Raw genomic sequence first — 24,499 nt, forward strand, 5'->3', positions numbered from 1 at the left:
GCGCGAGGCGCCTCGGCGGGCGGGACCGCGGGCGGGACGGCGGCGCGCCGGACACGCCCGTCGGGCGCCACGCTGAAGGCCAGATTCGCCGGACGCTGCCGCTGCGGCAAGGCCTACGACAAGGGCGAGACCATCACCCGCAACCCCGACGGCTGGGGCCACCCGGCCTGCGTCTGAGCCCTCGGGGCGTCCGACTGGCGGGCGGCACCGTCCGCCCCGTGAGACCGGCGAACCCGGGCACGCGCCACCCTTCACCCAGGCGTGTACCCGGGTTCGTCCGGGGTTCTGTTCTCCGAGCGCTTGTGGCTGCATACTGTCCTCCTCGCCACCGGTGACGAACCGTTTTACCTGCTCATTTGTCGCTCTCACGACATGATCGGGACCCGGCGAGAACCTCCCTCCAGCTGCCGCCGCGGTCTCCCCACGGCGGAAGCCTTCCCTGCCCGTGAAAGACCCGAGGTTCCGTGCCAGTACCTGTTCTCCTGACCGGGCGCTCCGTGCGCCTGGAGCCGCTGGCGATGCGGCACGCCGAAGCCCTCGCGCGGGCCGGCGGGGCGGACCGATCGGCCTACGCCTTCACCCCCGTACCCGACGGCCTCGAATCGGCCCTCGACTACATCGCCCGCGCCCTCACCGACCAGGCGGCAGGACGGTCCCTGCCCTTCGCCCTGGTCAGTACCGTCGATGAACGGGTCGTCGGCTCGACCCGATTCCTCGAACTCGACTACTGGCGCGGGCCCCTGGTCTGGCCGCCGGTCCCCGGCATGCCGCACGGCGATCCCCTGACCGCCGTGCCGGACGCCGCCGAGATCGGCAACACCTGGATCGCGGGCGACGCCCGGGGTACCGGCATCAACACCGAGGCCAAGTACCTCATGCTCCGGCACGCCTTCGAAGCCTGGGGCGTCCGCCGCATCACGCTCCGCGCCGACGCCCGCAACACCCGCTCCAGAATCGCCATCGAACGCCTCGGCGTCAGCTGCGAGGGCGTCCGCCGGGCCCACTCCAGGGGACTCGACGGAGCGGTCCGCGACACGGCCTTCTACTCGGTCCTCGACGAGGAATGGCCCACCGTCCGGGACATCATCGAACTCCGCATGTCCGCCCCCCGCCAGGTGCGCGTCCCCCAGGACCTGCTCCCGGCCTGACCCCTTCCCCGACCACCGCTCCGACGGGCGCTCGCGCCCCCACCGGAGCGGTGGTTCCATGGAGGGGACGGGAAGGACCCGACAGCGAGGACACGGAGGAGCGGCCCTCACCGGCTCGCGCACCGTGCAATCAGGATCCGCGAGAAGCGGATGGGTCCTTCCCGCCCCGCCCACCGCGTGCCCGTGCTTCCCCACCCGTGCCCGTGACCTCCCACGCGCGTACGCGCCCGCCCGTGCGAGCGCCCCCACGCGCCCGCCCGTGTGAACGCGCCCGCGCGCGAGGGGCCCGCTCGTGTCTCCGCCCCGTCGACGCGGACGTACCCGAAGAGCCCGCCCCGTCTCCGTCTCCCGGCGTCCGTCTCCCGCCGGAGCCCTCCCGGACCCGCCCGGTACGGTGGCCGGGACAGCGAACCGTGCCACGCGAAGGGACCGAGCATCGTGCCGACCGGAACCGCAGACGTACTCCTCCGGACGGAGGGCCGGGCCGGAATCATCACCCTGAACCGCCCCCGAGCCATCAACGCGCTCACCCACGCCATGGTCCTCGCCCTCACCGCCGCCCTCACCGACTGGGAACACGACCCCGCCATCGGCACCGTCGTCATCGAAGGCGCCGGGGAACGCGGGCTCTGCGCCGGCGGCGACATCCGCGCCATCCACGACGACGCCCGCGCCCGGGGCACCGCCTCCCAGGCCTTCTGGCGCGACGAATACCGGCTCAACGCCCGTATCGCCCGCTACCCCAAGCCCTACGTCGCCCTCATGGACGGCATCGTCATGGGCGGCGGCGTCGGCGTCTCCGCCCACGGCTCCGTCCGCGTCGTCACCGAACGCTCCCGCGTCGCCATGCCCGAGACCGGCATCGGCTTCGTCCCCGACGTCGGCGGCACCCACCTCCTCGGCCGCGCCCCCGGCGAACTCGGCACCCACCTCGCCCTCACCGGCACCCCCGTCGGCGCCGCCGACGCCCTCCTCACCGGCCTCGCCGACCACTTCGTCCCCACCGCAGCGCTCCCCGACCTCCTCCGGGACCTGACCGTCCTGCCCGCCGAGGAAGCCGTCGCCCGCCACGCCGTCACACCCTCGCCCGGCGTCCTCGCCGAGCACCGCCCGTGGATCGACGCCTGCTATCCGGCCGACACCGTCGAGACCATCGTCGAACGCCTCCTCGACACCGGAGAGCCCGCCGCCAAGGAAGCCGCCACCACCCTCCTCGCCAAGTCCCCTACCGCCCTCAAGGCGACCCTGGCCACCCTCCGCAGGTCCCGCGCCCTCGCCACCCTCGAAGACGTCCTCGACCTGGAGTTCCGCGTCTCCAGCGCCGCCCTCGCCACCCCCGACCTCGTCGAAGGCATCCGTGCCCAGGTCGTCGACAAGGACCGCGACCCGCACTGGAACCCGCCCACCCTGCCCGAGGTCACCGACGCGGACGTCGCCCGCTTCTTCGTCCGGCCGCCCGGCGGCGACCTCGGTCTCTCCGCCGCCCGCCGCGCCGCACCGGACCCGGCGGCCCGGGACGGCGCGTGACCGGCACCAGCTCCTTCGAGCCGGTACTCGCCCGGATCGCCGAGGAGATCGCGGAACTGGCCGACCGGGGCGCCCCGGCCGACTACATCCCGGCCCTCGCCGCCGGGAACCCCGCCGACTTCGGCATGGCCGTCGCGGAACTCGACGGCACCGTATACGGGGTGGGGGAGTGGCTGCGGCCCTTCTCCACCCAGTCCGTCACCAAGGTCTTCACCCTGGCGCTCGTCCTCGCCGGGGAGGGCGACGCGCTCTGGTCCCACTGCGGCAAGGAACCCTCGGGAGACCCGTTCAACTCCCTGATCCAGCTGGAACACGAACAGGGCGTCCCCCGCAACCCGTTCATCAACGCCGGGGCCCTCGTCGTCACCGACCGCCTCCACCGGCTGACCGGCGACGCCTCCGGCGCCCTGCGCGCCTTCCTGCGCGCCGAGAGCGGCAACCCGGACCTGGACTTCGACCGGGAGGTGGCCGCGTCGGAAGCCGCCCACGGCGACCGCAACGCGGCCCTCGCCCACTTCATGGCCTCCTACGGCAACATGACCAGCCCCGTCCACGGCCTCCTGGGGGAGTACTTCCTCCAGTGCTCCATCGAGGCGTCCTGTGCCGATCTGGCCCTGGCCACCGGTTTCCTCGCCCGCCACGGACTGCGCGCCGACGGCAGCCGCCTGCTCAGCCGCAGCCAGGCCAAGCAGGTCAACGCCGTCATGCTGACCTGCGGGACCTACGACGCCGCAGGGGACTTCGCCCACCGTGTCGGCCTCCCCGGCAAGAGCGGTGTGGGCGGAGCCGTCGTCGCCGTCGTCCCCGGCCGCTGCACCGTCTGCGTCTGGAGCCCCGGACTCGACCGGCGGGGCAACTCCGTCGCGGGCGTCACCGCCCTGGACCGCTTCACCACCCTCACGGGCCTCTCCGTCTTCTGACCCGCCGACCCGCCGACCCGTACGCCGGTCAGCGGCCGTACGGTCCGGGGCGCGCCGCCGCAGACTCGCCGAGTGCCTCCGCCGCCGTCCGCCACGCCTCGGTGACCGCCCCGTGGGCCAGCGCGGTGGCGGCGGCCACGTCGTCCGGCAGCCGGATCGCGCTCCCGATGTGCACATGCAGCCCCGGCCGCCGGACCGGGGCCGTGAGCAGCCCCGCGAGCTGTCTGGTCCGCCCGCCCGAGACGATCCGCCGGGCCCCCGCCTGACCGATCGGCACGACCGGCGCACCCGTGGCCCCGGCGAGCCGGGCCAGACCGGTGCGGAACGGCTCCGGGGCCCGCTCGGCGGAGTCCCGGCGCGGCGGGATGCGGCCCTCCGCGTACAGCATCACGTGCCGCCCCGAGGCCAGCGCGAGCGCCGCCCGGTCGAGGGCGACGGCGGCCCGCGCGGTGTTCCGGTGCACCGGCACGTGCCCCTCGCGGGTCAGCGCCCGGCCGAGCAGCGGAACCCGCCACAGCCCGGCGGCGGCCAGCACCACCGGCTCCACGGCCAGCCGCTTCCGGAGCGCGGCGAGCACCAGGGCAGGATCGGCCGTCGAGGTGTGGTTCACGACCAGGATGCTGCCCGGTTCGAGCCGGGCCCCGGGATCGGCCGTGACGGTCAGCCGCCCGAGGAGCGGCACGACACGGGCGGCGAGACGACTGAGCACGGAAGGTCCCCCAGACTCCGGCGAAGAGGCACTGACCAGCCCATCGTGCGACCGGACACCGAACTCCGACATGAGCACGCGTACTCACTCGGCTCACGGCCGAGGACTCATAGGGGCGTACTGGGGGCCATGAGGCGGCTTGACGGGAGGCGATACGGGCGGGGTCCGGCGCGGAGGCGCCCCGGCCCGGACCCGGCCCCATCCCCGGCCGCCCCGACCCGGAACCGACCATGCGTGAGCGGGAAGGCGGCGCCGGGCGAACTCCGTACGTCCCGAAGCGCGGGGACGAGGAACTCGACAGGGCCCGTGACCGGGCCCGGGGTGTGGGCGGGGCACGGCCCGTGATCGAGCCCGGGGCGTCGGTGGGATTCGGCCCCCAACCGAGCCCCGGGCGCGGATGCGAACCGGCCCCGAACCGGACCCCTCGCGCGGATGCGAACCAGCCCAGAACCGGACCCCCGCGCGGACACCGCCCCCCCCGAAGGGGACTCGGTGGCCGACCCGCGCGCCCACCCGTCTACGCTGGCCCCGACCGGCCGATCAGCGGCGGGCACCACATGCACGACGGGGGAGGGACGCGATGCCGGGCCGCTCCGCGCGACGACTCGCCGCCCTCCTCCCCGTACTGCTCTGCACGCTCTGGTCGATCCTGCTCCCCGCCTCCGAGGCGTGGGCGCAGGAGCCGTCCTCGCGTGGAGTGACGGCCGCTCGGGCCGAGGGGACGGCGGCGCGCCCGAACGGAACCCCGCTCCTCCTCCCCGCCCCCGGCGGCCCCTCGGCGCCCGGTCCGGTCTCCGCACCGGCCGCCCAGCACCTCGGGTCGCCGGAGCCACAGCTCGCGCCCACCAGCGCCGCACGGCTCCCGGCGGCCGTCGAGAACCCCGTACGGCTCCCGGGAACCCCGGTGGCCACGGCGCCCGTTCCCGCCGACCTCACCGTCCCCGCGCGCGGGGTCCTGGCCGGCGACCCGCGCCGCGAGCGCGCGCCCCCCGGCGCCTCCCGCGAGCCGCGCGCCCCACGCGGTCCTCCCGCCACCCGGCACAGCTGACGTTTCCCGCGTCGCCGTCCGGGCCTTCGGCATGCCACCGGCAGCCCCGTACCGGACGGTTCACCGACGCGTGTCCGCCCGTACGTCCGGCACGGCCGGCGAGCGCCCCCGCACCCGCGTGCGGGCGCCGCGCCGCCGCCGTGCGCTGCCCGTGGAGTACCCGTGTCCTCACGTTCCCCGCGCTCGTCACGTTCCGCACGCCCATCCGCCCCCCGTCCCCGCTCCTCCCGCGCCATGCTCTGGCGCGCGATCCTCGCACTGGGCGTCCTCGCGCTCTCCGTCTGGATCACCCTCACCACCCCGCCCCGCCTCGGTCTCGACCTGCGCGGCGGCACCCGCATCGTCCTGGAGACCCAGGACGGGCCGACCGCCCGCGCCGACGCGGCGGCCACCGACCGCGCCCTCGAAGTGCTCCGCAAGCGCGTCGACGGCCTCGGCGTCGCCGAACCCTCGCTCGCCCGCTCCGGCGAGCGGCGCATCGTCGTCGAACTCCCCGGTCTGCGCGACCCGCGCCAGGCAGCCGAGGTCATCGGACGGACGGCGCAGCTCACCTTCCACGCCGTCACCGGAGCCGCCCGGGAAGCGACGGGACCGGCCGCCAAGGACGGCAGCCGGGTCCTCGCCGACCCCGATCTGCCCGGGAGCTTCCTCCTGCTGGCCCCGCCCGCGCTGACCGGCGACGGCGTCAAGAACGCCGAAGCCACGCTCGACACGACGAACGCCCGGGGCTGGACGGTCGACCTCTCCTTCCGCGACAACGCCGCCGGAACCTGGGCACGCCTCACCGGGGACGCGGCCTGCGCGGCCCCCGGAGATCCGGCCCGCCGGGTCGCGATCGTCCTCGACGACCGGATCGTCTCGGCGCCCGGCATGCAGAACGGCGTCCCCTGCGGATCCGGCATCGGCGGCGGCTCCGCGCAGATCACCGGAGGGTTCTCCGGGCCGGAGGCCCGCGACCTCGCGGCCCTCGTCCAGGGCGGCGCGCTGCCCGTCCCGGTGACCACGGTCGAGCAGAGCACCGTGGGACCGACGCTCGGCGCCGAGGCGATCAGGGCCAGCGCCCTGGCCGCCGTGATCGGCCTCGCCTGCACCGGCGTCTTCGTCATGATCGTCTACCGGCTCCTCGGCGTCCTCGCGACCGTCGCCCTGCTCCTCTACGGCCTGATCTCGTACGCCGCCGTGGTCGCCCTCGGCGCCACCCTCACCCTGCCCGGCCTCGCCGGATTCGTCCTCGCCATCGGCATCGCCGTCGACGCGAACGTCCTCGTCTTCGAACGGGCCAGGGAGGAGTACGCGGCCCTGGGCCAGTCCGCCCCGCGCGATCTGCGCCGCCCCCTGGAGACCGCCTTCGGCAAGGTGTGGAGCGCGGTCGCGGACTCCCACATCACCACCCTCCTCGCGGCCGGGCTGCTCTTCGTCTTCGCCACAGGCCCGGTCAAGGGCTTCGGCGTCACCCTCGCGGTCGGCGTCGTGACCTCCCTGCTCACGGCGATGGTCGTCACCCGGCTCCTCGCCGATCTGGCGCTCCGGCTGCCCTCCGTACGCCGCCGCCCCTCGATCACCGGCATCGCGGGCCTCGGCAGGCTGCGGACCCTGCTCAACCGCCGCGTCCCGCGCGTGATGGTCCACCGCCGCCGCTGGCTCCTGGGCTGCGGGGCGCTCCTTCTGGTGGCGCTCGCCGGGGTCGGGGTGCGCGGCCTGGAGTTCGGCGTGGAGTTCACCGGCGGCCGGGTGGTGCAGTACACCGCCCAGCGCACGGTGGACGCCGACGCGGCGCGCGCCGCGATCTCCGACGCGGGCTTCCCCGACGCCGTCGTGCAGACGACCGGCGGGGACGAGGACTCGGGCCGGAGCGACGTGTCCGTACGGGTCAAGGAGACCGGCGACGACGAGCAGCGCGAGATCAGGGAGGCCCTCACCCGGGTCGCCGGGCCCGTGGAGGTCGAACGGGACGAGCTGATCGGCCCGAGCCTCGGGGGCGAGCTGCGCACCCACGCGGTGATCGCCCTCGGTCTCGCGGTGGTGGCCCAGCTCCTCTATCTGACGGTGCGGTTCCGGTGGACGTACGCGACGGCCGCCGTGGCGGCGATGACCCAGGACGTCCTGCTCGTGGTGGGCCTCTTCGCCTGGCTCGGCAAGCCGGTGGACAGCGTCTTCCTGGCCGCGCTCCTGACGGTCGTCGGCTACTCGGTCAACGACTCGGTCGTCGTCCTCGACCGGCTGCGGGAACTGCGCCGCAGGGGCGGCGGGGTGCCGCTCGCGGACCTCGCCGACCGGGCGGTGGCCCAGACCCTGCCCCGGACGGTCAACACCGGCATGGGCGCGCTCTTCGTCCTGGTGGCGCTGGCCTTCCTGGGCGGCGACTCGCTCATGGACTTCTCCATCGCCCTGCTCGCGGGTGTGGTCCTCGGCATGGCGTCGACCGTCTTCACGGCCATGCCCCTGGCCGTCTCCCTGGAGAGCCGCAACCCGGCCCCGCCCCCGTCCCGGACCGGGAACACGACCCGCGCGCGGGCGGGCACGGGGGCGGTGGTCTGACCCATTGACTCCGAGGGGCCCGTCTCCGTCCCGGGGGCACGGGGACGGGCCCGCCTGCGGTACGGCGGCGGGCCTCGGACCCGCCCCCGCCATGGCGGTACGGTCGTGAGCCCGGTGCCGTACCGCCGTACGGCCACCGCCCGTACCGCTGTACGCCCACCGCCCCTCGCTCCACGGCCGTACGCCCGGATTCCGGGACGGCGTCAGCCCAGTTCCGCCTCGATCAGGTCGGCCGCGCGGAGTGTGCCGCCCTCGCGCCGCATCGACTTCCGGACCTCGTGCGCACGGCGTGCCACCTCGGGGTCGGCGACGAGGCCGAGCACCGCCTCGCGCAGCCGCTCGGGGGTGACCTCCGCCAGCGGCAGACGGCGTGCCACGCCGAGGGACCGGAGCATGTCGGCGTTGCCGAACTGGTCGGTGGCGAGCGGGACCGCCACCATGGGCGTCGCGGTGGCCAGGCCCTCCTGGCTGCCGCCCGCGCCCGCGTGGGTGATGAACGCGTCCGCCTGCCGGAGGATCGCGAGCTGCGGGACCCAGGAGTGGACCTCGACGTGGGGCGGTAGCGGGCCGAGTTCGGCGGGGTCGACGAACTTCCCGATCTGGAGGACGACATGCCAGCCGGGCAGCTCGGCGAACGCCTCGACGCAGTCCCGGTAGAAGCCGGGCTGCTTGGTGAAGGCGGAGCCGAGCGAGACCAGGAGGACCTTCTCCGCTCCTTCGGGCCGCTGCCAGTCGCCCTGTTCGGCGCGGTCGCCCTGGCAGGCGCCGACGAAGGTGTAGACGGACTCGTCGACCCGGTCGGCGTGCGGCTGGAGGGCCCGGGGGATCAGGACGAGGGCCCGGCGCGGCCGGGCCACGAACCGGTCGGGGTGGGTGTCGACGCCGTGCCCGGCGAGCCACTCCGTGAAGCGTGCGTAGTAGGCCCTGCCGCGCGGTGAGGCCTTCAGCTCGGCGTACATCGGCTCGGCGACCTCCTCCTCGTATCCCTCCCAGGGCACGAGGTTCGGCCAGAGGGAGAGCGCGGGGACGCCCCAGGTGTGGGCGAGGACGGGGGCCGGATAGGAGGTGATGTCGTGGAGGACGAGGTCGGGCCGGTCCCGGTCGAAGGCCTCGGCGAGCCGGGGCAGGGCCTGGACGGCGTCGGAGAGGAACGGCTCGATGTTGTCGATGAGTTCCGTGCCCCAGGCGTCGGGGTCGTCGTCGGTCGGCAGGGTGGAGTGGTAGACGACGGGGGTGGCCCCGGTCGCGGCGACCTTCTCGGCGAACGCGGCGGGTATGGCGTAGCTGACGCGGTGTCCCCGGGCGACGAGCTCGCGGATGACGTCGAGGCTGGGGTTCACGTGGCCGTGGGCGGCGATCGAGAACATGGCGATGTGCGCGGGTGACGGGGTGGCGGTCATGGCGTCACCCTAAGCGAGACGATACGTATCGTCTAGACAATAGTGCGGTGCCTGGCCCTCAGGGGCGTGATCCAGCCAGCGAGGAAGCGGCGAGGGTGGGGGTCCCTCGGGGGCGCCCGGACGGCTCAGCCTGCCGCCGGGCAGGCCCGCCCGGGGAGTACGAGCGTGGCGACGGCACCGGCCACGACCCCGGAGGCCCCCGGGTCCGCCGCGTTCGCGAGCGCGAGCCGGGCGCCGATGACCTCGGCCTGACCCAGCGCGATGGTCAGCCCGAGCCCGTGCCCCCGCCCCCGCTCGGCCGCCCCCGTGCGGAAGCGCTGCGGCCCATGGGCCAGCAGCCCGGCGGGGAAACCCGGCCCGTGGTCCCGTACGACCACCGTCGTCGTCCCGCCGACCGTCGCCGCGACCGTCACCTCTACCGGGCCCGAGCCGTGCCGGTGCGCGTTGACGAGCAGATTGCCGACCACCCGGTCGAGACGTCGGGGATCGGTCAGGGCCACCGGCTCGCCGGTCACCGAGAGCCGTACGTCCAGACCGGCCCGCCGTACGGATTCGGCCACCAGCTCACCGACCGGCACCGGCCGCAGGTCCGCCTCCTCGGTGCCCGCGTCCAGGCGGGAGATCTCAAGGAGGTCGTCGACGAGGCCGCGCAGGACGTGGACGCGGTCCTGGACGAGATCGGTCGCCTCGCCCTCCGGCAGCAGCGACGCCGACATGACGAGCCCGGCGAGCGGAGTCCGCAGCTCATGGGCGACGTCGGCGGTGAACCGCTGCTCGCCCCGGAGCCGGTCGCGCAGCGCGTCCGCCATCAGATCGACCGCCGAGGCGATCTCGGCGATCTCGTCGCCGCCCCGGCCGCGCGTCCGCGCGTCCAGATCGCCGCCCTTGATCCGCCGGGCGGTCCCGGCCACCCGCCGCAGCCTGCGCAGCACCAGTTCCGCCGCGAGCAGGGTGAGCGGCACGACCACGGCGAGCGTGGCGAGGGCCGCGTACCGGACGTGTCGGTCCAGGGCCTCGATGCTCCGCAGCTGACTGCCCATGTGCGTGTTGACGGCGACCACCCGGCCGTCGACCCGCTGCGCCGCCCACATCCAGGGGCCGTGCCGAGTCTCCGTGTCGTACCAGGTCACGGGCGTGCCGGCGGGGGCGCGCTCGACCTCGGCGAGAAGCCCTTCGGGCAGCTCCTCCTCGCCGACGGCACCGGGGACGACCTCCGGGTCCGCCACCGGCGACGGCCCCTGGCCCGGCCCGGAACTGCTCAGCACCGCCTCCAGTTCCCGCAGTACGTACCCCTGGCTGACATGCGTCGACCGGTCCTCGGTCGCGCCGTGGACGAGGACGCCGATCCCGACCGCCATGGCACAGGCGGCACCCGCCACCACCGCCGCGATCTTCCAGCGGAGGGACCGGGGGTCGGCGAGCCGGAGCAGCACACCGACACGGTCGCCCTCGGGAACGGTCAGGGAGAGCGGGGGAGGGGGCGTCATATCGGGGCTCCAGGGGGCTCGGAGGGCACGGGAGGGACTCGGAGATTTCCGAAGGGGGCTCGGGCGATGGGGACCACGGAGGGCAGGGGGGCACGGGGTTGCGGGGTTCGTGGGGGTCACGGAGGCCACGAGGTTCGCGGGGGTCACAGAGGTCAAGGGACGGGGCTCGGAGGTTCCGGAGATGGTTCGGAGGTCACGATGGGGGCCCGGCTGTTCGCGTGTCGGGCCCCTGGCGGAATCCGCGTCCGGCCCTGGCCGTCTCCGCGCCCGGCCCCTGGCGGCAGCCGCGTCCGGCCCTGGCCGTCTCCACGCCCGGCCCCTGGAGGCAACCGCGTCCGGGCCCCGCCCGTCCCCGCGTCAGACCCCCGGCCGCATCCGTGTCGGGCCTTGGCGGCAACCGCGTCCGGATCCTGGCGGTATCCGCGTCCGGGCCTTGGCGGCAACCACGTCCAAGCCCTGGCGGTAACCGCCTCGGAACTCCGGTCGGCTCACCGCCTGAAGCGGTAGCCGAATCCGCGCACGGTCTCGATGTGATCGGCGCCGATCTTCCGGCGCAGCCGCTGCACCGCCAGGTCGACCACGCGGATGTCCCCGTCCCAGCCGTAGTCCCACACCTTGCGCAGCAGCGTCTGCCGCTGCTGCGCGATGCCCGGCGCGGCCACGAACTCCAGGAGCAGCCGCAGTTCCGTCGGAGTGAGCGCCAGGGGCCGCCCGGCCACCCGCACCTCCAGACCGAGGGTGTCGACGCTGAGGTCCCGGAAGGTCAGCACCCCCGCGCCCGCACCGTCCTCGCCCGGCCGGGCGGCGGGTCCGCCCGGACCGCCGGGCGCGGTGAAGGCGGCCCGCCGCAGCAGAGTGCGGATCCGGGCCACCAGGACGGACGTGTCCACGGGCTTCACGACATAGTCGTCGGCCCCTGCTTCGAGACCGGCGACCACGTCGAGGGCATCGCCGCGGGCCGACATCATCAGGACGGGAGCCTGGCTGGTCTCCCGGATCCTCCGGCACAGACCGATGCCGTCGAGGTGCGGCAGCATGACATCGAGGAGCAGCAGGTCGTACGTACCTTCCCGGAACATCTCCAGGCCCGTCAGCCCGTCCGGCGCCCCCGACACCCGGTAGCCGTAGCGCTCCAGGGCCATGCCCACCGAACGGCGAATCGTCTCGTCGTCCTCGACGAGCAGGACGCGCACCGCGCCGGGGGCGCCGTCGCCCTGTCCGGCCGGACGGTCGGCGGGCTGTCGCATCGGATCACCTGGAGTCGGGGAGGGGAGGACGGGAACGCCCATGAGATCACAGGTGATCGGGGCCGCCCCCGGCGCGCGGCCGAAGGGGCGCGGCCGCCGGGGGCGGGTCGCCGCCGGTACGCGGCGGGGTCCGCGCGGAGACCGGAGCGGACAGGGCCGACGGGAGGTCCCGGCGGACCGCGTCCACCAGACGGCCGCTGCGCTCCAGGGCGGCCCGAAGGCCCTCGGCGGGGCTGGTCCGGGCGCGCTGGCCAAGGACCACCCCCAGGACCAGACGCCGGGCCGCGCCCGCCTCCACCTCGGCGGCCCAAACGAGGTTGCCGCCCGCCGGAGTGCTCGAACCGGTCTTGAGGCCGATCACCCCCGGCTTCTCCAGGAGTTCGTTGGTGTTGACGACGGGTCCCGGCACCCCGGGGACCGTCGTGCTGCGCAGGGCCACCACCTCCCGGAAGACCGGGTTCCGCATGACTTCGCGGGCCAGCTTGAGCTGGTCCTCCGCCGTGCTGCGGGTGGTGGGTTCGAGCCCGCTGGCACCCGTGTAGCGGGTCCGGTCCATGCCGAGGGCGGAGGCGGCCCGGTTCATCTTCGCCACGAAGGCCTCCTCGTCGCCCGCGTCCCAGCGGGCGAGCATGCGGGCGATGTTGTTCCCCGAGGGCAGCAGCAGCAGTTCCAGCAGCTGGCGCTGGGAGAGCCGCCGCCCGGCGACGACGGGAACGGTGGACTCGCCCGGAGCGTACGACTCCTGGGCCGCAGCGTCGTCGATCACGATCCCGGGCCCGCCCTCCCCGGGCTTCAGCGGGTGCTCGCGGAGGATCACGTACGCCGTCATCACCTTGGTGACGCTCGCGATCGGCAGCGGCTCCCGCCCGCCCCTGCCGCCGAGACTGCCCACGCCCTCCACCAGGACGCTCGCCTGCCCCTCCTCGGGCCAGGGCAGATCGAGCCGCGCCGCGATCCCGGAAGCCGCCGCCCCGGGCGGCGCGGTTCCGTCCGCCCCCGGGGAACAGCCGACCCGGCAACCCATCCCGACCACCAGGAGCGCGGAGACCACCCCGCACACCAACCGCCCCCTGCCCCTGCCCCCCTTCGTGCCTTTGCCCTTGCCGTCCACTTCGCCCACCCGCGTTCCCCCGGCGTCCACCGAGACCACCTCCCACGATCCGGTCCGTACGCGGGATTCCGCGCACGCTCCGAAGCCTGGAGGGCGACCACGTCGACGGGATCAGGGCCGTACGTCCGTCGGCGCGCGGAATTGTGTCGGTCCCGTATCGGCGACCGGCACGGGCTCGTACGACGGGAGGGCGCCGGTCCATGGTCACGGGCGGGCCGGGCGGGCACGATGGGGCCCATCGCCGCCGGGTGACCGGACGGGCGCCGAGCGAACCGGAAGGACGAGCCTCCCCATGTCCCAGTACGGCGATTACCAGCACGAGATCTACTTCGAGGGGCTCTTCGGCGTCCAGCCCGGACTGCCGATGGCCTTCGCCGAACTGGAGCGCCGGGCGGAGGCGGCGCTCCCGCCGTCCCTGTGGTCGTACGTGGCCGGGGGAGCGGGCGACGAATCCACCCAGGAAGCCAACGTCAGGGCCTTCCGGCAGTGGGGGCTCGTCCCGCGCATGATGGTCGGCGCCGCCCAGCGCGACCTGTCCGTCGAGCTGTTCGGACTCACCCTGCCGTCCCCCCTGTTCATGGCACCGGTCGGGGTGATCGGGCTCTGTGCCCAGGACGGGCACGGCGATCTGGCCACCGCCCGCGCCGCCGCCCGGACCGGCGTGCCCATGATCGCCTCCACGCTCGGCGTCGACCCGCTGGAGGCGGTGGCGGCCGAATCCGGCGGCACACCGGGCTTCTTCCAGCTCTACACACCCACCGACCGCGCTCTCGCGGAGAGCCTGGTCCACCGCGCCGAAGCGGCCGGCTTCCGGGGGATCGTCGTCACCCTGGACACCTGGATCACCGGCTGGCGCCCCCGCGACCTGGCCACCGCCAACTTCCCGCAGCTACGGGGGCACGCGCTCGCCAACTACACCTCCGACCCCGTCTTCCGGGCCCGGCTTGCCAAGTCCCCGGAGGACGACCCGCGCGCCGCCGTCCTGGAGTGGGCGGGGGTCTTCGGAAAGCCACTGGTCTGGGAGGACCTGGCCTGGCTGCGCGCACTGACGGACCTGCCGATCGTCCTCAAGGGCATCTGCCATCCCGAGGACGTCCGCCGTGCCAGGGACGGCGGGGTCGACGGCGTCTACTGCTCCAACCACGGCGGCAGGCAGGCCAACGGCGGGCTGCCCGCCCTGGACGCCCTGCCCGGGGTGGTCGAGGCGGCCGACGGCCTCCCCGTGCTCTTCGACTCGGGGGTCCGCACGGGAGCCGACGTCGTCAAGGCCCTGGCGCTCGGCGCCACGGCCGTGGGGGTGGGGCGGCCGTACGCCTACGGCCTCGCGCTCGGCGGCACGGACGGCGTCGTGCACGTCCTGCGGTCCCTGCTGGCCGAGGCGGATCTGATCATGGCGGTGGACGGCTACCCCACCCTGGACGCCCTCCGCGCGGAGGGCGCCCTGCGCGCCGTCAGGGTCTAGGGCATCGGTGCTCCGCAGGGCGACCCGGCGGAGCACCGATGGACCGTACGGGGGGCGGCTCAGGGGGCGAGCGGCATGCACACCGCGTAGACCGTGAAGTCCACGGTTCCGCTGGAGGTGGAGATCGTGGCGGTCCAGGTGTTGTCACCCGAGGGGTAGCTGTCCCCGGCCGCCGTGCCGTCCGAACTGAAGCCCCCACCGGTGAGGGTGGTGCCGCCGGGGCACTGCGCGGTGCCGGTCTGGGTCTCGGCGGCGGAGTACGTCTGGGAGACGACCTGGGCCGGCTCGATGGCCCCGGCAGGCCCAGCGGGCCCGATCGGCCCTTCGGGCCCTGCGGGTCCTTCGGGTCCCGCTGGGCCTTCGGCTCCGGCCGGTCCTTCGGCTCCTGCGGGCCCTTCGGGCCCTGCGGGTCCATCGGCTCCGGCCGGGCCTGCCGGTCCTTCGGGACCGATGGGGCCTTCGGGTCCGGTCTCGCCCTGGGGGCCTGCAGGTCCTGCCGGACCTTCGGCTCCTGCCGGTCCGTCGGCTCCCGCAGGTCCGGTGGGCCCGGTGGGTCCGGCCGGTCCTTCCTGCCCGGTCTCGCCTTGCGGCCCGGTGGGTCCTTCGGGTCCAGCCGGTCCTTCGGCTCCTGCCGGACCTGCCGGTCCTTCGGGTCCGGTCTCGCCTTGCGGCCCGGTGGGTCCTTCGGGTCCAGCCGGGCCCTCGGCTCCTGCCGGACCCGCAGGTCCTTCGGGTCCAGCCGGGCCTTCAGCTCCTGCCGGTCCGTCGGCTCCCGCAGGTCCGGCCGGTCCTTCCTGCCCGGTCTCGCCTTGCGGCCCGGTGGGTCCCTCGGGTCCAGCCGGTCCCTCGGGTCCGGTGGGGCCTTCGGGTCCTTCAGGTCCGATCCCACCTTGGGGTCCGGTGGGCCCTTCGGGACCCGCGGGTCCTTCCGGGCCCGCAGGGCCGGTGGGCCCAGCCGGTCCGGTCTCGCCCTGGGGGCCTGCGGGGCCCTCGGGTCCTGCCGGTCCGCCTGCCGGTCCGGTCTCGCCTTGCGGTCCTGCGGGGCCTTCGGGTCCGGCGGGTCCAGCAGGCCCTGCGGGTCCCGCCGGACCATCGGCACCGGCCGGTCCCGCCGGTCCGTCCGCGCCTGCCGGTCCTGCCGGGCCATCGGCACCCGCGGGTCCCGCAGGTCCCGCCGGGCCATCCGCGCCCGCGGGTCCCGCCGGGCCCTCGGGTCCTGCCGGGCCTGCGGGGCCCTCCGGGCCGGGTGGGCCGGGCGGGCCCGGGATCGGCTTGGGGCAGCCGTGCTTGCACTGTGGCCCGGCGTTCGGGGCCGCCTGGGCGTCCGTGGTGAACGTGGCGGTGACGAGGGCGGCGGCCACCACGGGCAGACCGAGGCGGCCGAGCCGTCGCCGTGTCGTTTGTTTCAACGCTTCTCCTGGGTGGGGGAGGACCACACGCGTGACCCTGAAGCCATACGTGTAACTGTGTGTAATCAGTCCGGTACTATTTATTACCGCGTCCTGCCCCGCGTCGCCGGGAAGTCATCCGTATGGAGGAAGCCTTCGACGGTGACGGGAATGTCCGGTCGTATCGGGAAATAAAGCGCCTGAGAATGACTTTACGGACACCGTCCGGCATTCCTGCCGAAGTGCGGAATCATCGCGTCAGGCCCCTGTCTGAACGCGCTTCCGGACGAGTCCACTTGTGATCGCTTGTGATGGACCCAAAGATCACGAGTGATCAGGACATGATTAATATGCACGCGTTGGAAGTCGGCACACGTCGGAGAAATGACGTGAGCCTTCCTCTCCCGTAGAGAGCACCCGAGCATCCGAGCAGTCGTCCGACTGTTCCACCTCAAGGAGCATGCCCTGCGCACGCGCGCGTCACGGCGGACCCGTACGACATCGTCCATGTCGCTGAGAACCGCCCTGCTGATCCTCGCCTTCGTCCCCGGCGTCGCTCTGATCGCCCTCTGGGGCGTCACCAGCGGCCAGACCTTCCTCGACTTCCAAAGGCAGGCGGGCCAGGGGCTGTTGGCCGAGAAGGCCGGCCAGCCGTCCAACGTGGTGTACTTCAACCTCCAGGAAGAGCGACGGCTCAGCGCCGAGACGCTCGCCCGCACCCCCGGCGCCGTCGAAGCCCTCGCCGCCCAGCGGATGCGGACCGACGAAGCGGTGGAGCGGTTCCAGGGCCTCTCCGACGTCGCCGAGGGCGGCGACGCCCCCGTCGAGGTCAGGGACGCCGTCGTCGCCGCCCGTACCGCCATCGGTCAACTCCCGGCACAGCGATCCCTCGTGGACAGCGGCGACGCCGACCAGCAGAAGGCCGTGTACGACTACTACACGGACCTGATCAGCGTCGACCTCGAACTCTTCGCCGCGCTCAGCCGCGTCGACAACGGGCACATCACCACGCTCTCCCAGCCTCTCGTCGACCTGTTCTGGGTCAAGGAGATGGTCTCCCGCTCCGACGCGCTCCTCGCGCGCGGCTGGCACGACCGGAAGCTGAGCCCCGCCGAGTTCAAGGAGTTCCGCCAGGCGGTCGCCGGGCAGACCTTCCTCTCCGCCACCCACGTCGTCCCGCTCCTCCCCGAGGACGAGAAGGCCATGTGGCGCGCGATCGCCGACGGCCCCGCCTGGAAGACCAAGACCGAGGTCGAGAACGCGGTCCTGCGCCCCGCCGAGCCGAACGAGGACGGCTCCGTCGCCCTCCCCGACGGGCAGAAGCGCTGGCGAACCGCCATGGACGCGGTCACCCCGGAGATCGAGGCGCTCCTCCAGCACCGCACCGACCTCGTCGTCGAGGAGGGCAAGAGCAGCGTCATCTCGCTCCTCGTCCGGATGGCGCTCACCACGGTCGTCGGCCTGCTCGCCGTCATCGCCGTCATCTGGACCACCTGGCGCCTCACCCGTAACCTGCGTCTGCGCATCGGCAGGCTCCAGGAGCAGGCCGAGGCCCTGGAGAAGGCCCTGCCGGACGTCGTCGAACGGCTCGCCCAGGGCGAGCACATCGACGTCGAGGCCGAGGCCCGTGCCATCAGCCAGGACACCGGCGACCGCGCGTCCGACGAGCTGACCCGCCTCGGCGAGGCCTTCAACCTGGCCCGCACCAGCGCCCTCCAGGCCGCCGTCCGCCAGGCCGACCAGCACCGGGGCTTCGAGCGTCTGCTCCAGCGCATCGCACGCCGCACCCAGCAGCTCATCGGCCAGCAGCTCAAGAAGCTGGACGAGCTGGAGCGCCGCCACGAGGACCCGGAGATCCTGGACGGGCTCTTCGACCTCGACCACCTGACCGCACGCCTGCGCCGGTACGAGGAGAACCTCGTCATCCTCGCCGGCGGCGCCCCGCACCGGCGCTGGCGCAAGCCCGTCCCCGTGCTCGACGTCCTGCGCTCCGCTCAGGGCGAGGTCCAGGACTACCGGCGCGTCGTCCTCGACCTCGACGGCAGCCCCTGGCTCGCCGCCCGCGTCGTCGGCCCCGTCGCCCACGTCCTCGCCGAACTCACCGAGAACGCCCTGGCCTTCTCCCGCCCGCCCAGCCCCGTCGAGATCCGCGTCGCCCAGGTCAGCCACGGCCTCGCCATCGAGATCGAGGACCGCGGCCTCGGCATGGAGGCCGACCAGCTGGCGGCGGCCAACGACCTGATGACCCGTCCGCCGCGCATGGACGTGCTCGCCCACAGCGACGACATCCGCCTCGGACTCCACGTCATCGCGCGCCTCGCGAACCAGTACGGGCTGCGCGTCGAGTTCCGTACCTCGGCGTACGGAGGCACCCGGGCCGTCGTCCTCGTCCCCCACGAGTTCGTCGTCACAGGACCCGAGCCCGGCCCCGGCCCCGTGGCGGTGCCCGACCCCGAGCCCGAGCCCGCCGCCGTACCCGAGCCCCACTCCGTCCCCGGGCCCCACTCCGTCCCCGCGCAGGCCGGTGCACCCGGCTACGGCCCCGAGCCCTCCCTCGGCCACGAGTTCGTGTCCGACGCGGCCCCCGAGACGGACCCCGGTTTCCCCGGCGCGCCCGCGCACGACCACGGCCCCGTCATCACCCCGCTGCTGCCCGCACCGCAGGCACCCGCACCGGACGGCGCCCTGCCCACCCGCGTACAGGGACGGGCACTCGCCGACGTGACGGCGCTCAACAGCGTCCAGCACCGGCCCCGGCACGCGGCCTCGCACCGCTCGCCCGGACAGGACCGGACGCCGCCCGCACCGCCCGCGTACCCCGGAAACCCCGGCACCCCGGCGTACCCCGGAGCCCCCGCGAACCAGGCCTACAGGCAGTCGGAGCCGCCGAGGGGCGGCCCGCAGCCGCCGGTCGCCCCGGTCACGGACCCGCCGCTGCCGCGCCGGGTGCGCCAGGCCAGCCTGGTCGACGAACTCCGCGTCGACCCCGCCATCGCACCGCCCGCCCCGGCCGCGCCGCTGAACTGGCAGCACGACCCCCTGCTGAGGCCCGTACCGCGCCGTGCGAGCGCGACGATCGGAGCCTTCCAGCGCCGGTCGCGCGCCACCCGAGGCCAGACGGACCAGGACACGGGACAGCACTCGGCGCCCGCCTCCGGGCCCGAGTCCCCCGCACCCACCCACCCCACGAGAGAAGATCGGTCATGACACGCACAACCGCCACCCACCAGGACCTGGACTGGCTGCTCGACAACCTGGTGGACTCCGTGGCCGAGACCCGCAACGCCGTCCTCCTCTCCGACGACGGCCTGGTCGTCAGCCACTCGCGGAGCATCGACCGCGCCGACGCCGAACGCCTCGCCGCGATCTGCACCGGCCAGCAGAGCCTCGCCCGCGGTGTCGGACAGCTCTTCCACGGCGGCGTGGTCCACCAGGTGATCGTGGAACTCGCCGACCTCTGGCTCTTCATCATCTCGGCGGGCCAGGGCACCCACCTGGCCGTCGTCGCCTCCCAGGAGGTCGACGCCGAGGTCATGTCCCTCGCCATGCACAACCTCGTCCAGCAGGTCGGCCAGAAGCTCGGCACCCCCGCACGCTCCGAGTTCGACGCCTTCGGCACCGGGGTCGGGCAGGGCGTGTGAACACCGGCTGGGACCCCCGGGGGTACGAGGACGACGAGGGGTACGAGGAGGACAGCGCGGACACGATGGTGCGCCCGTACACCATCACGCGCGGCCGTACCGCCCCCGACCGCGACGACCTCACCCTCATCACGGTCCTCACGGCGGTGGAACAGCCCCTCGACGAGCGCGGCCGGCCGCTGCGTCCGGGGCGCCTCCAGCCGGAACACCGGCTGATCCTCGAACTCTGCCGCCGGCCCGCCGCGGTCGCCGAGGTGGCGGCCGGTCTCGACCTGCCCGTGTCGGTGACCAAGATCCTGCTGGCCGACCTCGTCGGCCAGGGCCTGCTGTCCGCTCGGGCGCCACTCCTGGTGGCGCGGGCGGCGGGGGGCGCCGACGGCAGCCTGCTGGCAGCCGTCCGTGACGGACTCCGGAGACTCTGAACCACATGATCAGCACCCAGGCGGCCCCTGCCGCCGTCAAGATCCTCGTCGCCGGCGGATTCGGCGTCGGCAAGACGACCCTGGTCGGCGCGGTCAGCGAGGTCACACCGCTGCGCACCGAGGAGTACCTCACCGGCGCGAGCATCGGCGTGGACGACCTGGCCGGCATCGGCGCCAAGGAGACGACCACCGTCGCCCTTGACTTCGGCCGCATCACCGTCAACGACGAACTCGTCGTGTACCTCTTCGGCACCCCCGGCCAGGAACGTTTCTGGTTCATGTGGAACGACCTGGTCAACGGCGCGCTCGGCGGGGTCGTCATCGCCGACACCCGACGCCTGGAGACCAGTTTCGCCTCCATCGACTTCTTCGAGAGCCGCGAGATCCCCTTCGTGGTCGCCATCAACTGCTTCGACGGCCACAACAACCGTACGGCCGGGGAGATCAGGACCGCGCTCGACCTCGACCCGCACGTCCCCCTCCTCATCGGCGACGTCCGGCAACGCGGCTTCGACAAGGAGATCCTCCTCGCCCTCGTCGACCACCTGATGAGCCTGCCGACCCCGGCCTGATCCGCGCCCGGTCCCGGCCGGGACCGGACGTCGAGGGGGCGGGTGCCGACCGGTCCGCCCCCTCGCGTCACCCCGCCCCACCCGTCACGTTCCTGGAGACATCCGAGATGGCATCACCCCTGCGCGTCCTGATCCACGGCGGAGGCATCGGCGGCCTCGTGCTCGCCACCGCCCTCGCCCGGCGCGGCCACACCGTGGAGGTCGCGGAACTCCGCGGCGAGCTCGACGCGCTCGGCGTCGGCATCATCCAGCCGACCAACGCCCTGCACGTCATGCGGGAGATCGGCGTTCTCGACGCCTGTCTGAAGGCCGGGTTCGAGTGGGAGATCCTCACGATCGCCGACCCCACGGGCAACCCCCTCGCCCGGATCCCCCAGCCGCGTACGGAGGACGTGCCCGCGAGCAACGGCATCCCCCGCCCCGCCCTCGCCAAGGTCCTCGGCGACGCCGCCGTCGCCGCCGGGGCCACGATCCGGTTCGCCGCCACGATCAGCGAACTCGACGACGACGGCACGGGCGTCACCGTGACGCTCTCCGACGGCTCCACCGGCCGCTGGGACCTGGTCGTCGGCTTCGACGGCATCGGCTCCCCGCTCCGCACCCGCCTCTACGGCGACCGGTACGCCCCCGAGTACACCGGCTTCGCGAACTGGCGGGTCACCATGCCCCGTCACCCCGACGTCCAGGGCGTCGTGATGGGCACGGCGGGCAAGGAGGCCAAGGCGCTGCTCACCCCGATCACCGACGACCTCATGTACCTCGGCGCCGTCTTCGCCGAGGAGGAGGACTTCCGCCCGGACCCCGAGCGGGCCCACGAGGAACTCGCCGCCCGGCTCGCCATGTTCTCCGGCCCGGTCGCCGAGGCCCTCGCCGCCGTCGCCGACCCGTCGGCCGTCGTCTACTCCCGCATCTCCCAGGTGACGGTGGAGGAGCCCTGGCACGTGGGCCGGGTCGTCCTCGCGGGCGACGCCGCCCACGCCTCCACCCCGCACCTCGCGCAGGGCGCGGCCATGGCCGTCGAGGACGCCCTCGTCCTCGCCGAGTCCCTGGACGGAACGGACTCCGTACCGGCCGCCCTGGAAGCCTGGGAAGCCCGCCGCCGCCCCCGGGCGATGTGGGTGCAGGCCCTGTCCCGCGCGGTCCTCAAGCAGGAGATGGGCGCACCGACCACCGAGGAGGAGGACGCCCTCCTGGAGATCGGCATCCCGGGCGCCGCGCACGTCCTGGCGAAGCCCTACTAGACCGCGTACGACGGGCGTTTCCGCACGGTGGGGCCGGGATCCGGCCCCACCGTGCGCGGGGGAGAGGGGCGCCGCCCCGGCTCCCCCTCCGTATCTCTTCCGGGGGAGGCGGTGCGGTCCCACCTCTTCCACTCCACCTCTTCCACCTCGGACATCGCCCCTCCGCCGTCCTGCCCGCCTCGCGTCAACCGGGCGGGCGAACCTGCCCGGTGGGGCGAGGGTGACCTGTGCGGTGTTCTGATAGGTTCGGCCGCATGTTCCTCTTCCGTGCATAGGAGTCAGCGCGCTGCGTCCCACCGGACGCGGCCTTCGCTGCCCATGCACGTGTGAGCGCTTTTCGGACCGGCGCTCCTTTCAAGGAACATCATCATGTCTTCGTCTTCAGTGGCGCTGTCGTATGCGGCCGTGCTGCGAACTCGCCATTCCCGCCGCACCTTCGGTGCCGCGCTCCTGGGCCGACTTTCCAATGGAATGGTCTCCCTTTCGCTGGTTCTCGCGGTCAAGGAGGCCACCGGCTCCTACGCCATGGCAGGCACGGTCATGGCCGTCTTCGGGCTGACCGGCGTGTCCCTCTCTCTTGTCCGTGCCGGTCTGGTCGATCGGCACGGACCCCGCCGCGTGCTGCCGCTCCTGGCCACCGCCTACGCGGTGCTGCTGACCGGGCTGGCCTTCGCGACCACGAGGCCGGGCGTGCCCGGAGTCCTGCTGGCCGTCCTGGCGGGGACCGCCGGTGCCACCACGCCACCGCTCGGCCCGGTCATGAGGACGCTGTGGAGCTTCTTGATTCCCGACCGCCGTCTGCTCCAGCGTGCGTACAGCCTGGACGGAGTGGCCGAGGAACTGCTGTTCGTGACGGGACCGCTCCTCGTGGGCCTGCTCATCAAGATCGCCGTGCCCTCGGCCGGTCTTGTCGTGAGCGCCGCTCTCGTACTGACCGGGGCTCTCTCGCTGGCCCTGTCTCCGGCGGTCCGTGAACGGGAAGCGGCCGAACAGGGGAAGGCCGCTGTGCGACCGCACGAGGAGGACTCCTCAAGCGCGGCGTCCCGCCCGCTGCGGGGCGGACCGGGGCTGAGGCAGGCGGTCGCCGTCGCCGCCGGGGTGGGCATGTGCCTGGGAGGACTGGACCTCCTGGTGATCGCCTTCGCCGAGGAACATGAGGCTTCGCACGCGGTGCCCTTGGTCCTGGCCGCGCTGTCCGGGGGCAGCGCCATCGGCGGCCTCGTCCACGGCGCCGTCTCGTGGCGGACTTCGAGCGGTTCCCGGCTGGGAGTGCTCGCGATCGCCCTCGGGCTCACCCTGGCCGTGACCGGCCTCTCGCCCCACCCTTACGTACTCGTCGGCTGGGCGGCGCTCTGCGGAGTCTTCGTGGCCCCCGCCATCACCACGGCGTATCTGATCGCCGACGAGTGTGCCGATCCGGGCGCCCGGACCAGGGCGGGCGCGTGGGTCAACACGGCCCTCAACGCGGGCTCGGCGGGGTCGACGGCCGCGGTCGGGCTGCTGGTGGGGCGCATGCCCTTGCCGGTGTGCTTCGCCCTTGCCGCGACCCCGGTCGTCCTGTCCGCCGCGACGGCGCTGAAACCGTCATGGCGGTCTGCCTCGGCCGCATGAGGCGGACGGCCCGACCGGTCGCGTCTTCTCCGCCGCCGCCGTCGTCTTGGCGGGCGGCTTCCCGCCGCCCGCCTGCTTGATGGCCTCCTCGCCCCTTCGCCCTTCGCCCCTTTGCCTCCTCGCCCCTTCGGCCCTCGGCCCTCGCCCCCTCGCGTCCGCGCCCCCTCGCGTCCGCTTGACCGCCCCGTCCGCAGCAGGGGCCGGAGCCATCCCCGCCGCCTCCCGCTCCGCTTCGGCTTCGATGTCAAAGGGCTGAAGCCCGGCCACCACCACGCCCTGCCGGGACGTCCGTACGCCGCATCGGGCCGGTCAGGGCCCCGGCCAGTCGCGGCAGCCCGGTCCGGCGTCGATCCGGAGGACCCGGGCGGGGCCGAGGGTGGTTCCGTCGGTGCCCACGGTCTGCCGGACACCGGTACGTACGCGGAGTTCGGGGGCGGAGAGCGCGACGGCGAAGAGGCCCGGGGAGAACGCCGCAGTGACGTCCCGTAGGTGCCCGCCGGGCGGCCCGTCGGCGAGCCGGGCGGCGAGGGCGGGGGCGACTTCCGCGAGCAGGGTGTACGGGTCCCCGTCCGGGCCCCACGAAGGGCTTTCCGCCGGTCGGTGGAAGGAGACACAGTGCAGGTCCCCGGCCTCCCCGCAGGCCTGCACCCGCCATTCGCCCAGCCGGGCGGCCATCCAGTGGAAGCCATGCCGGGGCCGGTCCCAGGCCAGCGCGAGGCCGGGTGCCTCGTACCGGGCCCGGGTCTCCGGGGAGATCAGGGCGTCGTGAAGGGTGAGGAGCGGCGCCACGCCGGTGGCGAAGGCCCCGCCCAGCAGGGCGCTCAGTTCGGCGGCGGCCCGCTCGCGCACCGCCGGAGCGTCGAGAGGCATGCCGAGGGGCGGCGGCACGACCAGCTCTGCGCCTCCCAGGAGCCGCATGCGGGACGGCAGGGGGACAGGGGAAGGGGGCAGCAGGCCGGCGAACGAGTAGCCGCCGAACGGGTGGTCGATGCCGGTCACCTGACCGGGAGCGAGGGGGTGGAGCACG

At 74.0% G+C, this 24,499-nt stretch carries 18 protein-coding genes; 12 read left to right on the forward strand and 6 right to left on the reverse strand.

Annotation, left to right across the window (positions count from 1 at the left end):
• Nucleotides 1-464: 464 nt before the first annotated feature.
• The 3 genes from BU197_RS00700 (at nt 465) to BU197_RS00710 (ending at nt 3,595) form a co-directional block, all read left to right on the forward strand.
• On the forward strand, nt 465-1,148 hold the full coding sequence (locus tag BU197_RS00700) for a GNAT family N-acetyltransferase (RefSeq protein ID WP_188266168.1): 684 nt from the start codon (nt 465-467) through the stop codon (nt 1,146-1,148).
• Between the two features lie 438 nt (nt 1,149-1,586).
• The gene (locus BU197_RS00705) at nt 1,587-2,675 is read left to right on the forward strand and encodes an enoyl-CoA hydratase/isomerase family protein (protein WP_317452037.1); all 1,089 of its coding nucleotides are present in this window, start codon (nt 1,587-1,589) and stop codon (nt 2,673-2,675) included.
• Nucleotides 2,672-3,595: a glutaminase gene (locus BU197_RS00710; RefSeq protein ID WP_188266169.1), complete on the forward strand. Its 924-nt coding sequence runs from the start codon at nt 2,672-2,674 to the stop codon at nt 3,593-3,595. Before BU197_RS00705 ends, BU197_RS00710 begins: the two co-directional genes overlap by 4 nt.
• A 28-nt stretch (nt 3,596-3,623) precedes the next feature.
• Here the strand turns inward: BU197_RS00710 and BU197_RS00715 are convergent, their stop codons facing one another.
• Entirely contained in the window at nt 3,624-4,304 is a 681-nt protein-coding gene (locus BU197_RS00715) for a lysophospholipid acyltransferase family protein (protein ID WP_188266170.1), read from the reverse strand.
• Nucleotides 4,305-4,884: 580 nt separating this feature from the next.
• On the opposite strand from BU197_RS00715, the gene BU197_RS00720 reads away from it, so the two are divergent.
• The gene (locus tag BU197_RS00720; protein WP_188266171.1) at nt 4,885-5,352 is read left to right on the forward strand and encodes a hypothetical protein; all 468 of its coding nucleotides are present in this window, start codon (nt 4,885-4,887) and stop codon (nt 5,350-5,352) included.
• A 234-nt stretch (nt 5,353-5,586) separates the two neighbouring features.
• Nucleotides 5,587-7,890, forward strand: a complete 2,304-nt coding sequence (secD, locus tag BU197_RS00725) for a protein translocase subunit SecD (RefSeq protein ID WP_188266172.1) — start codon at nt 5,587-5,589, stop codon at nt 7,888-7,890.
• 203 nt (nt 7,891-8,093) lie between these two features.
• Here secD and mgt read toward each other — a convergent pair whose 3' ends face one another.
• The 4 genes from mgt to BU197_RS00745 all read right to left on the reverse strand — a co-directional run bounded on the left by mgt (nt 8,094) and on the right by BU197_RS00745 (nt 13,075).
• On the reverse strand, nt 8,094-9,290 hold the full coding sequence (mgt, locus tag BU197_RS00730; protein ID WP_188266173.1) for a macrolide-inactivating glycosyltransferase: 1,197 nt from the start codon (nt 9,288-9,290) through the stop codon (nt 8,094-8,096).
• A gap of 125 nt (nt 9,291-9,415) precedes the next feature.
• A complete protein-coding gene (locus BU197_RS00735; RefSeq protein ID WP_188266174.1) occupies nt 9,416-10,777 on the reverse strand; it encodes a sensor histidine kinase in 1,362 nt (453 codons plus the stop codon).
• A 488-nt stretch (nt 10,778-11,265) separates the two neighbouring features.
• On the reverse strand, nt 11,266-12,024 hold the full coding sequence (cseB, locus tag BU197_RS00740) for a two-component system response regulator CseB (RefSeq protein WP_188266175.1): 759 nt from the start codon (nt 12,022-12,024) through the stop codon (nt 11,266-11,268).
• 46 nt (nt 12,025-12,070) lie between these two features.
• Entirely contained in the window at nt 12,071-13,075 is a 1,005-nt protein-coding gene (locus tag BU197_RS00745; RefSeq protein WP_317452038.1) for a D-alanyl-D-alanine carboxypeptidase, read from the reverse strand.
• Between the two features lie 352 nt (nt 13,076-13,427).
• Between BU197_RS00745 and BU197_RS00750 the strand changes: the two genes are divergently transcribed.
• The 7 genes from BU197_RS00750 to BU197_RS00785 all read left to right on the forward strand — a co-directional run bounded on the left by BU197_RS00750 (nt 13,428) and on the right by BU197_RS00785 (nt 23,472).
• A complete protein-coding gene (locus BU197_RS00750) occupies nt 13,428-14,597 on the forward strand; it encodes an alpha-hydroxy-acid oxidizing protein (RefSeq protein ID WP_188266176.1) in 1,170 nt (389 codons plus the stop codon).
• A 1,895-nt stretch (nt 14,598-16,492) separates the two neighbouring features.
• Nucleotides 16,493-19,192, forward strand: coding sequence for a nitrate- and nitrite sensing domain-containing protein (locus BU197_RS00760; protein ID WP_188266178.1), 2,700 nt, complete (start codon nt 16,493-16,495; stop codon nt 19,190-19,192).
• A complete protein-coding gene (locus tag BU197_RS00765) occupies nt 19,189-19,626 on the forward strand; it encodes a roadblock/LC7 domain-containing protein (RefSeq protein ID WP_188266179.1) in 438 nt (145 codons plus the stop codon). Before BU197_RS00760 ends, BU197_RS00765 begins: the two co-directional genes overlap by 4 nt.
• Nucleotides 19,627-19,691: 65 nt before the next feature.
• Complete coding sequence (locus BU197_RS00770) at nt 19,692-20,048, forward strand: DUF742 domain-containing protein (RefSeq protein ID WP_188266202.1); 357 nt, start codon at nt 19,692-19,694, stop codon at nt 20,046-20,048.
• A 5-nt stretch (nt 20,049-20,053) separates the two neighbouring features.
• Nucleotides 20,054-20,620 carry a GTP-binding protein gene (locus tag BU197_RS00775; protein ID WP_188266180.1) on the forward strand — a complete coding sequence of 189 codons (567 nt, stop codon included), beginning with the start codon at nt 20,054-20,056 and terminating at the stop codon, nt 20,618-20,620.
• A 107-nt stretch (nt 20,621-20,727) separates the two neighbouring features.
• Nucleotides 20,728-21,861 carry an FAD-dependent monooxygenase gene (locus BU197_RS00780; RefSeq protein ID WP_188266181.1) on the forward strand — a complete coding sequence of 378 codons (1,134 nt, stop codon included), beginning with the start codon at nt 20,728-20,730 and terminating at the stop codon, nt 21,859-21,861.
• Between the two features lie 369 nt (nt 21,862-22,230).
• Nucleotides 22,231-23,472, forward strand: coding sequence for an MFS transporter (locus BU197_RS00785; protein WP_223182563.1), 1,242 nt, complete (start codon nt 22,231-22,233; stop codon nt 23,470-23,472).
• Between the two features lie 309 nt (nt 23,473-23,781).
• On the opposite strand, the gene BU197_RS00790 is transcribed toward BU197_RS00785, so the two are convergent.
• Nucleotides 23,782-24,498 (reverse strand): hypothetical protein, encoded by a 717-nt coding sequence (locus tag BU197_RS00790; RefSeq protein WP_188266182.1) that lies wholly within the window; start codon nt 24,496-24,498, stop codon nt 23,782-23,784.
• Between the last annotated feature and the right edge of the window lies 1 nt (nt 24,499).

Origin of the sequence: Streptomyces sp. CBMA291, from assembly GCF_014596525.1 — a bacterium.
Classification (GTDB): domain Bacteria; phylum Actinomycetota; class Actinomycetes; order Streptomycetales; family Streptomycetaceae; genus Streptomyces.